General features: G+C 67.1%; 16 protein-coding genes. 7 read left to right on the top strand and 9 right to left on the bottom strand.

Going from position 1 to position 14,098, the window contains the following annotated elements; genetic code table 11:
* Positions 1-82 precede the first annotated feature (82 nt).
* The 3 genes from PMI02_RS03745 (at position 83) to PMI02_RS03735 (ending at position 2,190) form a co-directional block, all read left to right on the top strand.
* Entirely contained in the window at positions 83-934 is an 852-nt protein-coding gene (locus PMI02_RS03745) for a GGDEF domain-containing protein (protein ID WP_007678975.1), read from the top strand.
* Between the two features lie 102 nt (positions 935-1,036).
* Positions 1,037-1,429 (top strand): DUF983 domain-containing protein, encoded by a 393-nt coding sequence (locus tag PMI02_RS03740; protein WP_007678973.1) that lies wholly within the window; start codon positions 1,037-1,039, stop codon positions 1,427-1,429.
* A complete protein-coding gene (locus PMI02_RS03735) occupies positions 1,426-2,190 on the top strand; it encodes a HesA/MoeB/ThiF family protein (RefSeq protein ID WP_007678971.1) in 765 nt (254 codons plus the stop codon). Before PMI02_RS03740 ends, PMI02_RS03735 begins: the two co-directional genes overlap by 4 nt.
* A 9-nt stretch (positions 2,191-2,199) precedes the next feature.
* Here PMI02_RS03735 and PMI02_RS03730 read toward each other — a convergent pair whose 3' ends face one another.
* Positions 2,200-2,907 (bottom strand): NAD-dependent deacylase, encoded by a 708-nt coding sequence (locus tag PMI02_RS03730; protein WP_007678970.1) that lies wholly within the window; start codon positions 2,905-2,907, stop codon positions 2,200-2,202.
* Positions 2,908-3,000: 93 nt separating this feature from the next.
* Here PMI02_RS03730 and dapB point away from each other — a divergent pair, with 93 nt between their 5' ends.
* The 3 genes from dapB to PMI02_RS03715 all read left to right on the top strand — a co-directional run bounded on the left by dapB (position 3,001) and on the right by PMI02_RS03715 (position 4,861).
* The gene (gene dapB / locus PMI02_RS03725; protein ID WP_007678969.1) at positions 3,001-3,729 is read left to right on the top strand and encodes a 4-hydroxy-tetrahydrodipicolinate reductase; all 729 of its coding nucleotides are present in this window, start codon (positions 3,001-3,003) and stop codon (positions 3,727-3,729) included.
* Positions 3,726-4,397, top strand: a complete 672-nt coding sequence (gene nth / locus PMI02_RS03720) for an endonuclease III (protein WP_007678968.1) — start codon at positions 3,726-3,728, stop codon at positions 4,395-4,397. Before dapB ends, nth begins: the two co-directional genes overlap by 4 nt.
* Before the next feature lie 77 nt (positions 4,398-4,474).
* Entirely contained in the window at positions 4,475-4,861 is a 387-nt protein-coding gene (locus PMI02_RS03715) for a hypothetical protein (protein ID WP_007678967.1), read from the top strand.
* A gap of 4 nt (positions 4,862-4,865) precedes the next feature.
* On the opposite strand, the gene PMI02_RS03710 is transcribed toward PMI02_RS03715, so the two are convergent.
* Together PMI02_RS03710 and dapE are read right to left on the bottom strand one after the other, a co-directional pair.
* Complete coding sequence (locus PMI02_RS03710; RefSeq protein WP_007678966.1) at positions 4,866-6,185, bottom strand: dicarboxylate/amino acid:cation symporter; 1,320 nt, start codon at positions 6,183-6,185, stop codon at positions 4,866-4,868.
* Positions 6,186-6,281: 96 nt separating this feature from the next.
* On the bottom strand, positions 6,282-7,424 hold the full coding sequence (gene dapE / locus PMI02_RS03705) for a succinyl-diaminopimelate desuccinylase (RefSeq protein WP_007678965.1): 1,143 nt from the start codon (positions 7,422-7,424) through the stop codon (positions 6,282-6,284).
* Between the two features lie 71 nt (positions 7,425-7,495).
* Between dapE and PMI02_RS03700 the strand changes: the two genes are divergently transcribed.
* Complete coding sequence (locus PMI02_RS03700; protein ID WP_007678964.1) at positions 7,496-7,960, top strand: cupin domain-containing protein; 465 nt, start codon at positions 7,496-7,498, stop codon at positions 7,958-7,960.
* A gap of 1 nt (position 7,961) precedes the next feature.
* Here the strand turns inward: PMI02_RS03700 and PMI02_RS03695 are convergent, their stop codons facing one another.
* The 6 genes from PMI02_RS03695 to yidC form a co-directional block, all read right to left on the bottom strand.
* Positions 7,962-8,804, bottom strand: coding sequence for a S1/P1 nuclease (locus tag PMI02_RS03695; protein ID WP_007678962.1), 843 nt, complete (start codon positions 8,802-8,804; stop codon positions 7,962-7,964).
* Entirely contained in the window at positions 8,804-9,469 is a 666-nt protein-coding gene (locus PMI02_RS03690) for a glutathione S-transferase family protein (RefSeq protein ID WP_007678960.1), read from the bottom strand. Before PMI02_RS03690 ends, PMI02_RS03695 begins: the two co-directional genes overlap by 1 nt.
* A gap of 281 nt (positions 9,470-9,750) precedes the next feature.
* Positions 9,751-10,752, bottom strand: a complete 1,002-nt coding sequence (locus PMI02_RS03685; RefSeq protein ID WP_007678956.1) for an inorganic phosphate transporter — start codon at positions 10,750-10,752, stop codon at positions 9,751-9,753.
* Positions 10,753-10,756: 4 nt separating this feature from the next.
* On the bottom strand, positions 10,757-11,902 hold the full coding sequence (locus tag PMI02_RS03680) for a DUF47 family protein (RefSeq protein WP_007678954.1): 1,146 nt from the start codon (positions 11,900-11,902) through the stop codon (positions 10,757-10,759).
* A 281-nt stretch (positions 11,903-12,183) separates the two neighbouring features.
* The gene (gene yihA, locus PMI02_RS03675; RefSeq protein WP_007678952.1) at positions 12,184-12,831 is read right to left on the bottom strand and encodes a ribosome biogenesis GTP-binding protein YihA/YsxC; all 648 of its coding nucleotides are present in this window, start codon (positions 12,829-12,831) and stop codon (positions 12,184-12,186) included.
* A gap of 2 nt (positions 12,832-12,833) precedes the next feature.
* A partial coding sequence (gene yidC, locus PMI02_RS03670) for a membrane protein insertase YidC (protein WP_007678950.1) occupies positions 12,834-14,098 on the bottom strand: 1,265 nt, incomplete at its 5' end.

Genomic DNA, 14,098 nt, shown 5'->3' with positions numbered 1-14,098 from the left:
ACTTCCATAAGCCACCTTCCGTATTCAAATCGAGGCGTTTTCGCGTTTCATTTTCAATCAACGGAAAGAAGGCATTCCCCCCATGCGCTTCTACAGGGCCACCGCGTTTCTATTTCCCCGCAGCTACGAGCGCCGGGTTCTCTTCTTCTGCTTCGGCGCCGTCCACGTCCCGCTGCTCGCGTGCATCGCGCTTCAGGCGCTGACCGGGCATTGGGAGATCGGCACTCTCGTCACGCTGCTGGTCGCGACGCTGGTCGGCACCGGTCTCGGCCTCGCCGCGATCCATGCGCTTCTGGCGCCGATCGGAGAGGCCACCGCGATGCTCGCGGCAATCCAGAACGGAGAGCGGATCGTGGCCGTACCTGAAGGCGGCAACGACCTCGTTGGCCGCCTTCTCAACGGCGTCACCACCGCGGCGAACGACACCGCCGCGCGCATCGAGCAACTCGTCGATGCAGCGGAGCGTGATCCCCTCACCGGCATCCGCAACCGCCGTGGTTTCCTCGACTCCGCCGAGCAGGTCCTGCGCGGCCGCAGCAATGCGGTGCTCGGCATCATCGACATCGACCATTTCAAGGCCATCAACGACGAATTCGGCCATGCTGCGGGCGATGTCATCCTCAAGTCCCTCGCCCGCAAGATCGAGGACCACCTGCGCCGCAGCGACATCGCCGCGCGCTGGGGCGGCGAGGAGTTCGCCGTGCTCCTGCCCCACACCACGGTCGAGGAAGCCCGCCTGGTGATGGAGCGCCTGCGCGCCACGATCGCGCTCGATACCGAGCTTGGCATCGAGGACCACGCGGTCACCTTCTCCTGCGGCCTTGCCCCGGTACGCACTTTCGCGCAGCTCGGCGAAGCCACCAAGCAGGCCGACGCGGCGCTCTATTCGGCGAAGAACGCCGGGCGCAACCAAGTGCACATCCTGGGCTTTTGAGGCCGACCCCGCCGCCCTCGTGATCCCCGCCGGAGCGGGATCGCGAGGAGGCGCGGATCTTGCCGCTTCACCCCCCGCCGCTCATGCTGTAGGCGCTCGGGGATGATCCCAGCCACTTTCGCACAAGCTGCCTGGCGCGGCATTCGCGGTCGCTGCCCGCGCTGCGAGCAGGGCAGCCTGTTCCGCAAGTGGCTGAAGCCGCGCGAGCGCTGCCCGGTTTGCATGCTCGACCTGACCCCGCAGCGGGCCGACGACTTTCCCGCCTACATCGCCATGATCGTGACTGGTCACCTGATGGCTCCGCTCATCATCATGCTCTCGCTCGACTTCGAGCTGGGCCCTGTGGCGATGATGGCGATCCTGGTGCCGCTGGCGCTCGTGATGATGCTGGGCATGCTCCAGCCGGCCAAGGGCGCCGTCATCGCAGTGCAGTGGTGGAATGGCATGCACGGCTTCGTCAAGGAGCGCCTGCCCGAGGACCCCGAAACGCCATGACCATCACCGCGGACAGACTGGGCCGCTTCGCGCGCCACATCGTGTTGCCCGAAGTCGGCGGCGCGGGACAGGTGGCGCTGAGCGAGGCGCATGTGGTGCTTGTCGGCTGCGGCGGGATCGGCAGTCCTTCCCTGCAGTACCTCGCCGCAGCCGGCATAGGCCGTCTCACCCTGGTGGATGATGACGTCGTCGACATCAGCAACCTCCAGCGCCAGACGATTTATACGCCGTCGGATGTCGGCAGGCCCAAGGCGGAAGCGGCAGCCGAATGGGTGCGGCGTTTTGATCTTGGCCTGAAGGTCGATCCCGTTGTCGCGCGAGTAGGGGTTGGTAACGCGCAAGAGGTCGTTTCCGGCGCGGACCTCGTACTGGACGGCTGTGACAACTTCGCGACTCGGCTGCTGGTGTCAGATACCTGTGTAGAACTGGGCGTTCCCCTCACGAGCGCGGCGGTTGGTCGCTTCCAGGGGCAGGTCGCCAATTTCGCGGGGCATCTGCCCGGCCAGGCCTGCTACCGCTGCTTCGTGGGTGATGCGTTCGACGCGGTCGATTGCGACACCTGCGCCGCCGACGGCGTGCTGGGCGCGATGGTCGGCATGGTGGGCACCTTCGCCGCCATGCATGGGATGCGGGTGCTGCTGGCAGGCCGCGCCGCGTTCGGGGAGCCGCAGTTCGGCACGCTCCACCTGATCGACGGCATGGCCCCTTCCATGCGGCCACTCAAGATCGCCAAGGACCCCGCCTGCAAGGCTTGCGGTTGACCCTCCCCGTTACCGGTGAAGACTGAGCATCTCCTCCACCCATGCCTGCACGATCCTTGTCGCCGGTCCGTGGCGAGCCTCGTCGAACCATGCGGTGCCCTGGCTGGGTTCCAAGTTCAATTCCAACGTCTCCGCGCCAAGCTCCCGGGCATTGCGCACGAAGCCGGCGGCGGGATAGACCGCGCCCGACGTGCCGATCGAGACGAACAGGTCGGCGCCCCGCAGCGCGGCGAAGATTTCATCCATCTGGTAGGGCATTTCCCCGAACCACACGACGTCGGGCCGCAGCGCCGCCTCGCCGCATTCGGGACAGGCCGGACGGTCGATCAGCGTGCCCGTCCAGGGTGAGCGCACGTCGCAGGCGGTGCACCAGGCGTTGAGGTGCTCGCCGTGCATGTGGAGCACCCGGCGCGCACCGGCGCGTTCATGGAGGTCGTCGACGTTCTGGGTGACGATCAGCAGTTCGCCGTCCCACTCTGCGTCCAGCTTCGCTAGGGCATGGTGCGCGGCGTTGGGCTCCTTGGTCTGGATGGCTTCGCGGCGCATGTCGTAGAAGCGCAGGACGAGGTCGGGGTCGCGCTCGAAGGCCTCGGGTGTGGCGACATCCTCGACGCGGTGCTGCTCCCACAGGCCGCCTTCGGAGCGGAAGGTGTCGATGCCGCTCTCGGCGGAGATGCCCGCGCCGGTGAGGATGACGATGTTGCGGATGCTGGTCATGGCCGCACCATACCGCGCATCCCAAGCTTGTCGAAGCCTCGGCTTTGCTCCATTCGCGCTGGCAAAGGCGCCAGAGCCGGACGGAGACAGTACGTGACGCGAATCGGAATCATCGGCAGCCAGGGGCGCATGGGCCAGGCGATCGCGGCGGCCATCGCCGACGCAGGCGAGGATCTTGCTGGCGGCGTCGACAAGGATGGCGACGTTTCCGCCATCGCCGCCAATGCCGACATCCTGATCGACTTCTCCAGCCCCGGTGCCCTCGAAGGCAATCTCGACGCCGCGATCGCCGCGAGTCTGCCCATCGTCATCGGCACCACCGGTCTCGAGGAGCGCCACCACTGGCTGATCGATGCCGCCGCCGCGTCGATCCCCGTGCTCCAGACCGGCAACACCTCGCTCGGCGTCACCCTGCTCGCGCATCTCGTGCGCGAAGCCGCCTCGCGGCTCGGCGAGGACTGGGACATCGAGATCGTCGAGACGCATCACCGCATGAAGGTGGACGCACCCTCGGGCACCGCTCTGCTGCTGGGCGAGGCTGCGGCGCAGGGCCGTGAAGTCACGCTCGCCCAGCACGCCGTGCGCGGCCGCGACGGCATCACCGGCAAGCGCGAGGCCGGCACCATCGGCTTCGCGGCGCTGCGCGGCGGCACCGTGGCAGGCGATCACACCGTCCACTTCCTCGCCGACAACGAGCGCCTCTCGCTCGCCCACCTCGCCGAAAACCGTGGCATATTCGCCAAGGGCGCGGTGCGCGCGGCACAGTGGCTGGTCGGCAAGGAGGCGGGCCGCTACACCATGCCCGAGGTGCTGGGTCTTTGAAGAAGGACGACGTCTTCGAATTCTTCCGCCGTCTCGCCGAGGCCAACCCTTCGCCCGAGACCGAGCTGGAATATGGGAATACCTACCAGCTGCTCGTCGCGGTGACGCTCTCGGCGCAGTCCACCGACGTCGGCGTCAACAAGGCCACGCGGGCGCTGTTCCGCGAGGTGAAGACGCCAGCGCAGATGGTGGAACTGGGCGAAGAGGGCCTCAAGGCACACATCAAGACAATCGGCCTGTTCAACTCCAAGGCGAAGAACGTCATCGCCCTCTCGCAGATCCTCGTCGACAGACACGGCGGCGAAGTGCCGGCGGACCGCGATGCGCTGGTCGAACTACCGGGCGTCGGGCGCAAGACCGCCAACGTGGTGATGAACTGCGCGTTCGGAGCGGAGACCTTCGCGGTCGACACCCACATCTTCCGCGTCGGCAACCGCACCGGCCTTGCCAAGGGGAAGACCCCGCTGGCGGTCGAGAAGCAGCTGGAGAAGAAGGTGCCGCAGCCCTTCCGGGTCGGCGCGCACCACTGGCTGATCCTCCACGGCCGCTACATCTGCAAGGCACGCACGCCCGAGTGCTGGCGCTGCCCCGAAGTGGACCTCTGCGCGTTCAAGCCCAAGGTTCTGGACCCCAAAGCGAAGGCGAGCGCGAAAAAGGCCGCCGCCTGACGGCTCCGTCTTGCAGGCAGGGACGGTTGGGCAGACACTCGCCCTGACCTGCCCACCGGCAAGGAGAGGATAACGCCATGAACAAAGGCCCCGCAGCCATACTGCTGCTCGTGACCGCCGCCTGCACGCAGGGGGAAACGCGCGAGACGCCTGCCCCCTCGCCCGCCGCCCAAGCGATCGGCGAGCCGCGCGACTGCCTGCCGATCACTCAGTTCTCCAATACCCGCATCCGCGACGACAACACGATCGACTTCATCGGCGGCGCGGGAAACAAGGTGTGGCGCGTGACGCTGCCGAACCGTTGCAGCGGCCTGAAATCCGCCGACACCTTCACGTACGAGACCTCGCTCTCGCAGTTGTGCCGGCAGGACATCATCTATCCGCTCAACCGCTACGGCAACGACTTCCAGCGCGGCCCGGGCTGCGGGCTGGCCCCGTTCGTGCCGGTGAAGCTGGCGCAGTAGAGGCTCAGGCCTCGTACTGCTCCGGGTCGACGTTGAGCCCGTGGCGACCTCCCGAAGCGCTGTCGGTGGGCGCGGGCGGCACGTCGGCGTCTGGATCGTGCAGCGGCTGGAGCATGCCCTCGCTGCGCGTGATGACTGCCGTGGCGACGGCATTGCCCACCACGTTGGTCGCCGAGCGTCCCATGTCGAGGAAGGTGTCGACCCCCAGCAGCAGCGCGATGCCTTCCACCGGCAGGCCGAACTGCGAAAGGGTGGCCGCGATCACCACGAGGCTGGCGCGCGGCACGCCCGCGATGCCCTTGGAACTCACCATCAGCGTCAGCAGCATGAGGATCTGCGAGCCGATCGGCACATGGATGCCATAAGCCTGCGCGATGAACATCGACGCGAAAGTCATGTAGATCATCGAGCCGTCGAGGTTGAAACTGTAGCCCAGCGGCAGGATGAAGCCCGAGACCCGGCGCGGGACGCCGAAGCGGTCGAGCTGCTCGAACAGCTTGGGCAGGCTCGCCTCGGACGATGCGGTCGAGAAGCTCAGCAGCAGCGGCTCGCGGATGTAGCGGAACAGCGTGATGACGCGCCCGCGCAGGAAGATGGCGCCCACGAGGAACAGCAGCACCCACAGCAGGAACATGGCGAAGTAGAACTCGCTCACCAGCACGCCGTAGGTCACGATGATGCCCAGCCCGCGCGTGCCGATCACGCTGCCAAGCGCGCCGAACACGGCGAAGGGCGCGAAGCGCATGACGTAGCCGGTTATCTGCAGCATCAGCTCGGCCAGCGCCTCGGCGCCCCGGACCACCGGTGCGCCCTTCTCGCCGATCGCGGTCAGGCCGACACCGACGAAAAGCGAGAACACCAGAATCTGCAGGATGTTGTTGTTCGCCATCGCATCGAAGGCGCTGCTCGGGAAGATTTCGAGGATGAAGTGGCGCAGCGTCAGTTCGGCGGTGTCGAGCTTGCCGAGTTCTTCCGCGGGTTCGAGGCCCGCGCCGACGCCCGGCTTGAACAGGTTGACCAGCAGCAGGCCGAGGCCGAGCGAGGTCAGGCTCGCACTCAGGAACCAAGCGATCGCCTTGCCGCCGATACGGCCCAGCGCCGCGCTGTCGCCCATGCCGGCGATACCGGTGACAATGGTGGCGAACACCAACGGCGCGATGATCATCTTGATCAGCTTGAGGAATACGTCGGGCAGGAGCTTGAAGTAGTCGGCCCACTGCGCCAGCCGCGGGTCGTCCGCCGCCAGGCTGGAATGGAGTATCCACCCGGCCACGATCCCCAGGACCATGCCGATGATGATATAGAGCGTCAGGCGCCTGCCCATGCGTACCTCGTACCGAAACTGCCCGAAAGCCCTGCCCCGGAACCTAACAGCAGGGCCGGGTGGGTCAACGGCGGCGCGCCCGGCATCCCCGAAGGACTACGCCAGCGCGGCCAGGACCACTCGGCGGTAGATGCGCACCAGCGCCTCGAGATCGGCAATCGCCACGGCCTCGTCACGCTTGTGCATGGTCGCGTTGCAGAGACCGAACTCGATGACCGGGGAGAGGTCCTTGAGGAACCGCGCGTCCGAGGTTCCACCGCTGGTCGAGAGTTCCGGCGCGATGCCGGTCTCGGCCTCGATCGCCTCGGCCAGCATGGCGGAGAAGGCGCCGGGCTGCGTCAGGAACGCCTCGCCCGAGATCACCGCGCGGGCGGTGCCGCCGTGGCGTTCGGCGATTTCCGAGACGCGGCGCGACAGTTCCTCGCCGGTATGAAGGTCGTTGAAGCGGATAGAGAGGCGTGCGCTGGCCTTGGCCGGGATGACGTTGGTGGCGGGGTTGCCGCAGGTGAGATCGGTAACTTCGAGGTTGCTCGCCTGGAACCAGTCGGTGCCCTCGTCGAGCACGATGGCCTCCAGTTCGGCGAGGATCGCGACCAGCCGGGTGATCGGGTTGTCGGCGAGGTGCGGGTAGGCGACATGGCCCTGGATACCCTCGACCTCGAGCCAGATGTTGACGGAACCGCGCCGGCCAACCTTCATCACGTCACCCAGCCGGTTGACCGAGGTCGGCTCGCCGACGAGGCAGAGATCGGGGGTTTCTTCCTTCTCGCGCATCAGGTCGATCAGCGCCACGGTGCCGTAGCGGGCCGGGCCTTCCTCGTCGCCGGTGATGACGAAGCTGACGGTGCCCGCCTCCGCCGGAATGTCGGCGACCGCCGCGACCATCGCCGCGATGGAGCCCTTCATGTCGACCGCACCGCGCCCGTAGAGCAGGTCCCCGCGCCTCTCGGGCAGGAACGGCCCGCTGGTCCAGCCCTCGCCCGGCGGAACCACGTCGAGGTGCCCGGCGAAGGCGAGGTGACGCGAGCCGGCCGGACCACGCCGCACCGCGAAGAGGTTCTCGACCGGACCGTCCGGCGCCTCTCCCGCGACGAAGCGCGTGACTTCGAAGCCGAGCGCGGCAAGCTGGCCTTCCAGGCAGTCGAACACCATGCCGGTGGCAGGCGTCACGCTGGGGCAGGCAATCAGGGCTTCGGCAAGTTCGAGGACGCTTGCGGAGGAGGAAACGGTCTGGGACATAGGTCCGGGCCATCGCACAAGAGGCGAGGCAAGGCCATAGGGGCCATGACCATAGGGAGGAGCGCGGCGCCATGCCCAAGCTCGATATCGAAGCGATCCCGCAGTCCAACGCGACGGGCTATCCGGCCCCGTTCGACGCGGCGGTGGCGGGCCGCTGGTGGCGCCGCCTCGCCCCCGCGGGCGGGCTGACCGACATGGGCGCGAGCCACGTCGTGCTCAAGCCCGGCGGCTGGTCCAGCCAGCGCCACTGGCACGATGACGAGGACGAACTGCTCATCATGCTCACCGGCGAGGCGGTGCTCACCGAGGATGGCGGCCGCACCGTGATCAGGCCCGGCGACGTCTGCGCCTGGGCCAAGGGCGTCACCGATGGCCACCACCTCGTCAACGAGAGCGAGGTGGACTGCAGCTTCATCGCCATCAGCGCCGGCAACAAGGACGGCAGCGGCGGCTATTCTGACATCGACATGATGTTCGACGCCGACGGATACTTCCACAAGGACGGCACGCCTTACGCGACGGAACGCCTTCGGTAGATCAGCCCAGCGCAGCGTCGAGCATCTTGGCGAGGCGCAGGCCGGCGCGCTCGATGCGTTCGTCGATCACCGGGATCGCCTGTTCGATCGCCTCGTTGCTCCAGACGACCTTCTGCGGTTCCTTGACGTCACAAGGCAGCTTGCCGCCGAACGCGAGCGGATAGAGGAAGTCCCGGCTGATCTCCCAGCTTTCGCGCTCCCAGTCCTCGACCGTGCCGGTGGCGAGGCGGGCCTTCTCGTCGGCGCTGTAGCGGCGCACCAGGCTCGGCGCCGAGGTGATGGCGCGCTCGGCCAGGACGCCGTCCCAGATCGAGTGGAGATTGCGGCCCGGCGCGATGCCGTAGTCCGCCTTGACCGCGTTGCCGCCCATGTCCTCGTTCTCGCCGATGTGGAGCGGCTGGTGGATGTCGCCGACGAAGTGGACGAGGAACGAGAGCGCCTCCAGCCGCAGCACCGGCGCCAGCTTGCGGTCGGCGAGCAGCTTGGCATCGCGGTCGATCTGCGCGGTGGCGCACAGGCCGTCGCGGCAGTGGGCCTTGAGGTCGAAAGTCCCGCAGATCGGCTGGTCGTGGTAGTGCCACGAATTCGCGTAGGCCCAGCGCCACTGCTCGCCCTTGATGCAATCGGGCCAGGTCGCGGCGTCCTCGATCGTGCCCATGCGGCACTTGGGGGTGTCGAGTTCGCGCTGATGGCGCAGCAGGTCCTGGATCGCGGCGCGGGTCGAAGGCTTGACGTTGGCCATGGCGACCGCACCGACCGTGCGATGGCCCATCGCGCCCCAGGCCATCGCCGGGCTCGAAAACACCACCGACAGGGCAGCGAGGAAGGTCAGTAACTTGCGCATCAGGCCAGCGGCTTTTCGAACTGCTCGATGACCCAGTCCTCGGCCTCGGCGGCGTTGATCCAGGCCTGCATCCATTCGTGTTCCCACACCGCCTGCATGTAGGCCTGCGCGAAGCCGGGGACGCCGATGCCGTAGGTCAGGAAGCGGCTGACCACCGGCGCGTAGAACAGGTCCGCCGCGCCGAAGGTGCCGAACAGGAACGGCCCGCCCTTGCCGAAGCGCGCCCGCGCCTCGGCCCAGAGGGTCAGGATGCGCACGATGTCGGCGCGGGTCTCGTCGTCGAGGCCGGGCAGTTCCACCCGCGAGCGGATGTTCATCGGGCAAGAGCGGCGCAGCGCGAGGTAGCTGGAGTGCATTTCCGCGACCATCGAGCGCGCCATGGCGCGGGCATCGTCGGCCTTGGGCCAGAAACGGTCGCGGCCCACCTTATCGGCCAGGTAGTCGACGATGGCGAGGCTGTCCCACACCACCGCGTCGCCGTCCCACAGGATCGGCACCTTGCCGTGGCTGGGCGCCAGGTCGTCCGAACTGCGCTTGAGCGCCTCCCATTCCTCGCCGTAGAGCGGGACGGTCAGTTCCTCGAAGTGCAGGCCCGACTGCCGGCACGCGAGCCAGCCGCGAAGGGACCAGCTGGAATAGTTCTTGTTGCCGATGATGAGCTTCACGGGGCGGCGTTCCTCGGGTGGCTGAACCTGCGGCCTAGGGGCTGGGCATGGCTGTGTCGAGGCCGGGAAAGCCCCGGCAATGACATGAATTTAACCCCGCGCCGTCCGGGTGGTCGATCCGGGCGGGGGTTTTTTTGACGAAGTACATGCGCGGCGCGTTCGTCCATATAAGGAAAAGCGGGCGGGTTGCCGACGATGTGAAAGAACCTGCGCGAAGGTAGCAAGGTTCGGCGATGTAGGAAAATGGCGTCGCGCCTGAGGGCGTAACCGCTTCGCCCTGCTCAGAACACCCGCGTGATCGTGTAGAACAGCGCGCCCACCGCGGCGCTCGCCGGGATGGTGATGAACCAGGCGACGATCACTCGGCTCGCCACCGACCAGCGCACGGCGCTGGCGCGGCGGGCGGCGCCGGTGCCGACGATCGAGCCGGTGATGGCGTGGGTGGTCGAGACCGGGATGCCCAGCGCGCTGGCCCCGAACACCACGATCGAGCCCGCGGTCGAGGCGCAGAAGCCCGAATGGTGGTTGAGCTTGGTGAGCTTGGAGCCCATGGTCTTGATGATCTTCCAGCCGCCCGACAGCGTGCCGATCGAGATCGCCAGGTAGCACGAGAGCACCACCCATTCGGGCACGTGGAACTCGCCGGTCATGTGCCCGGTCGAGTAGAGCAGCACCGCGATGATGCCCATGGTCTTCTGCGCGTCGTTGCCGCCGTGGCTGATAGAATAGGCGGCGCTCGAGAAGAGGTGGAGGGTCTTGAAGATGCCGTTCGACTGGCGCGGGCTGACGCCCTTGAACAGCCAGCTCGTCACCAGCATCAGCAGCATGGCGATGACGAAGCCCAGCACCGGCGACACGAAGATCGCCGCGATGGTCTTCAGGGTGCCCGAACTCTCGACCACGGCGAAGCCCCCGTGCGCGATGCCTGCGCCCAGCAGCCCGCCGATCAGCGCATGGCTGGAGCTGGACGGGATGCCCTTGATCCACGTCAGCACGTTCCAGAACATCGCGCCCACCAGCGCGCCGAACACCACGGCGGGCGTCACCGCGTCGACGTTGATGATGCCCTTGCCCACCGTCTCGGCGACGTGGAGGCCCATGAAGAAGTAGGCCGCGAAGTTGCCGGCCGCCGCGAACAGCACCGCCACCACCGGCGAGAGCAGCCGGGTGGCGACCACGGTGGCGATGGCATTGGCAGCGTCGTGCAACCCGTTCAGGAAGTCGAACGCCAGCGCCAGCGCGACGAGGCCGACCAGCAGCGGCAGGGCTAGGCTGTGGTCCATCGGATCAGGAGTGGTCGATGACCAGGCCGTCGATCTCGTTGGCGAGATCCTCGAAGCGGTCGACCACGCGCTCGAGGCGCTTGAACATTTCCTGGCGCACGAAGAAGTGCATCGGGTCGCCCCGCTCGCCGTTCGAATCGGCCTTGAACAGGCGCTTGAGGCCGGCGGCGTGGATCTCGTCGGCATGGCCTTCCATGCGCACCAGCCGTTCGGTCAGTTCGTGCAGGCGGTGCCCGTTGTCGCCGATCTTGCGCAGCAGCGGCATGGCCTCGGCGGTCAGGCGCGCGGCATCGACGATGATCGCCGCCATGTCACGCATCTCCGGCTCGAATTCGACGACTTCGTAGAGGTCCGAGGCGTTGGCGGTGTGCTGCATCTCGTCGATGGCATCGTCCATCGTGTTGATGAGGCTGGTGATCGCCGAACGGTCGAACGGCGTCAGGAAGCTGCGGCGCACGGTCTGGAGCACTTCGCGGGTGATGTCGTCGGCATCGTGCTCGCGCTCGGCGATCTCGCGGATGTGCTGAGCGCGGCCCGCCCCGCCCTGCGCCAGGCGCGCGAGGGCATCGGCGCCGGCGACCAGCGTGGCGGCCTGCCGCTCGAAGAGGTCGAAGAAATTGCCCTGTTCGGGCAGCAGCTTCTGGAACCAGGCGAACATGGCGGTAACCCCTGTCTTGTCGGCCACGGTATCGGCCATTGCGCCGATAAAGCGCGCGGGACTGGCGGCGGCGCGGAACTCGCGCGCGCCGAAGGAACGGATGAGCGCGCGCAGGTCTTCCTCTTCGACCGCGCGGGCGGCCTCGGCAAGCGGGAACCAGCGGCGTTCGCGCTGGTGCTGCTCGTCCCAGGTATCCAGCTCGTCGGTGACGGCGAAGGGATAGACGTCGACGTCGGCCCAGACCCAGGCGCCGGAATTGCGGCGCTTGCGGTAGCGGTAGGAGCCGAGCGGCACCGGGCAGGTGGCGCCGAGCACGCCCGCCTCCTCCTCGGCTTCCACCGAGGCGGCGGTGTGCGGGGCCATGCCCTTCATCAGCCCGCCCTTGGGAATCACCCAGCGCTTGGTCTGGCGCGAGGTGATGAGCAGGATCTGGATCGGGGCGTCGACGGCGGGGCCGACGGTACGGTAGGGAAGAACGGCAATCTGGCGCATCGGCGAGACTCCTTTTCATCCCTGGCGCGTATGGAGCGCGGCCCATAGGGGAGCCGGGTCCGTCACGCAATCGTCACAATGGCAAACGGGGGATTCCAGTGTGTACGCTATAGGTGACGGAATGGTTGCAGTGCATCTGCGCGTGTCCATCGGGTCTGGACGAGATCCGGATCGGCCGTGATCGTTTGGCTCGGCCCGGCCCGCCGACCCCCGCAGCCGTTCGTGCGAAGGTAGGGGAACAACGCCCGTTTTCCCGGATCAAGGCCGGGATAACGGGATGCTCAGGTTTCCGCGTCGCTGAGGACGGCGGCGCGCAGTTCCTCGATGCCCATGCCCTTTTCGGAGCTGGTGACGTGGACTACCGGGAAGGCCGCCGGATGCTTGCGGGCCTCGACCAGCGTGGCGGCGTGAACCGCTTCCAGTTCGGTGGCCTTGATCTTGTCCGCCTTGGTGAGGACGATGCGGTAGCCCACCGCCGCCTCGTCGAGCATCTTGAACATGTCCAGGTCGACCTGCTTCACGCCGTGGCGCGAATCGACCAGCACCAGCGTGCGCTTGAGCTCGACGCGGCCGCGCAGGTAGTCGCGGACGAGGCGGCGCCATTCCTCGGTCACCTTGGGCGGCGCCTTGGCGAAGCCGTAGCCGGGCATGTCGACGAGGCGGAACTTGAGCGGCTCTCCCACGTCGAAGAAGTTCAGCTCCTGCGTGCGCCCCGGCGTCACCGAGGTGCGGGCGATCGCCTTGCGGCCGACCAGCGCGTTCAGCAGCGAGGACTTGCCGACGTTCGAGCGGCCGGCGAAGGCGACCTCGGGAACGTCGGGATCGGGCAGGAACTTGAGCGCGGGGGCGCTCTTCAGGAACGTCACCGGTCCTGAAAAAAGCTTGCGGGCGCGCTCGGTCAGTTCGGCGAGGTTGTCGTCTTCATCCATGCTCAGGCCTTCGCGCCCTTATCGCGTTCCAGGGCGCGGGTCTTGTCGGCCGCGTCCTTCTCCTGCTGTGCCTTCAGCTGCGGATGGCGGCTGTAGAGGTACTTCTGCTGCGCGATGGTGAGCAGGTTGGAGGTGATCCAGTACACCAGCAGGCCCGAGGCGAACGGCGCCATCACGAACATCATGAACCAGGGCATGATCATGAAGACCTGCTGCTGCGCCGGGTCCATCTGCGCGGGGTTGAGCTTGAACTGGAGGAACATCGTCACGCCCAGCAGCAGCGCCAGCAGGCCGATCGCGAGGAATGCGGGCGGCTGGAAGTCGAGCAGGCCGAACAGGTTGAGGATATGCGCCGGATCGGGCGCCGAAAGGTCCTTGATCCACAGCACGAAGGGCTGGTGGCGCATCTCGATCGCCAGGATCAGCGTCTTGTAGAGCGCGAAGAACACCGGGATCTGCAGGAACATCGGCAGGCACCCGGCCATCGGGTTGACCCCCTCCTTCTTGTAGAGGGCCATGATCTCCTGCTGCTGCTTCTGCTTGTCGTCCTTGTAGCGCTCCTGCAGCGCCTTCATCTTCGGCTGGATGGCGCGCATCGCGGCCATCGAGGCGAAGCCGCGCTGGGCGACCGGGAACATGATGCCGCGCACGATGGCGGTCAGCAGGATGATGGCGACGCCGAAGTTGCCGACAAGGCTGAACAGCTTCACCAGCAGCCAGAAGATCGGCTTCTCGAACCAGCGGAACCAGCCCCAGTCGATCGCGAGGCCGAAGTTGGCGATGCCCTGCTTCTCGTAGGTGTCGAGGACGGTGTGCTCCTTGGCGCCCGCGAACAGCTTGGTGGTCACCGTCAGGCGCTGGCGCGGCTGGAGGACCTGCTGGTCGTAGACGAGGTCGGCGCGGAAGATCGAGTTGCCGAGCGAACGGAAGGTGCCTTCCGCCTTGGCGCCGACGGGGGCCAGCGCCGACATCCAGTAGACGTCGGTGAAGCCGATCCAGTCGGTCTTGCCCGCCTCGGTGATGGTCTTGGCGTCGGCGACGTCGCTGTAGTTGGTGCCGAACGTGACGGAGCCGTCGAAGGCGCCGATGGGGCCCGAGTGGACGTTCCAGGTGTCGAGGCTCGAGGTCTTGTCGGTGCGGTTGACGAGCGCGAAGGGCTTGACCGTGACGGGCGCGCCGCCGGCGTTCTCGACCGTCTGCGCGGCCGAGATCATGTAGTCCTTGTCGATCGTGTAGGTGATCGCGAAGCGCTGGCCGGTGGGGGTCG

Source organism: Novosphingobium sp. AP12, from assembly GCF_000281975.1.
Taxonomy (GTDB): domain Bacteria; phylum Pseudomonadota; class Alphaproteobacteria; order Sphingomonadales; family Sphingomonadaceae; genus Novosphingobium.
Note: the sequence above shows the minus strand (reverse complement) of the source record. Positions and strands in the feature narration are given on the sequence as shown.

Excerpts from the sequence above, each read along its gene's own strand:
- PMI02_RS03695 (WP_007678962.1), bottom strand. The coding sequence starts at position 8,804 with ATGCGCAAGTTACTGACCTTCCTCGCTGCCCTGTCGGTGGTGTTTTCG.
- yihA (WP_007678952.1), bottom strand. The coding sequence starts at position 12,831 with ATGGATGAAGACGACAACCTCGCCGAACTGACCGAGCGCGCCCGCAAG.
- PMI02_RS03740 (WP_007678973.1), top strand. The coding sequence starts at position 1,037 with ATGATCCCAGCCACTTTCGCACAAGCTGCCTGGCGCGGCATTCGCGGT.
- PMI02_RS03680 (WP_007678954.1), bottom strand. The coding sequence starts at position 11,902 with ATGCGCCAGATTGCCGTTCTTCCCTACCGTACCGTCGGCCCCGCCGTC.
- PMI02_RS03685 (WP_007678956.1), bottom strand. The coding sequence starts at position 10,752 with ATGGACCACAGCCTAGCCCTGCCGCTGCTGGTCGGCCTCGTCGCGCTG.
- dapE (WP_007678965.1), bottom strand. The coding sequence starts at position 7,424 with ATGTCCCAGACCGTTTCCTCCTCCGCAAGCGTCCTCGAACTTGCCGAA.
- PMI02_RS03730 (WP_007678970.1), bottom strand. The coding sequence starts at position 2,907 with ATGACCAGCATCCGCAACATCGTCATCCTCACCGGCGCGGGCATCTCC.
- PMI02_RS03715 (WP_007678967.1), top strand. The coding sequence starts at position 4,475 with ATGAACAAAGGCCCCGCAGCCATACTGCTGCTCGTGACCGCCGCCTGC.
- PMI02_RS03710 (WP_007678966.1), bottom strand. The coding sequence starts at position 6,185 with ATGGGCAGGCGCCTGACGCTCTATATCATCATCGGCATGGTCCTGGGG.
- PMI02_RS03745 (WP_007678975.1), top strand. The coding sequence starts at position 83 with ATGCGCTTCTACAGGGCCACCGCGTTTCTATTTCCCCGCAGCTACGAG.
- PMI02_RS03735 (WP_007678971.1), top strand. The coding sequence starts at position 1,426 with ATGACCATCACCGCGGACAGACTGGGCCGCTTCGCGCGCCACATCGTG.
- PMI02_RS03700 (WP_007678964.1), top strand. The coding sequence starts at position 7,496 with ATGCCCAAGCTCGATATCGAAGCGATCCCGCAGTCCAACGCGACGGGC.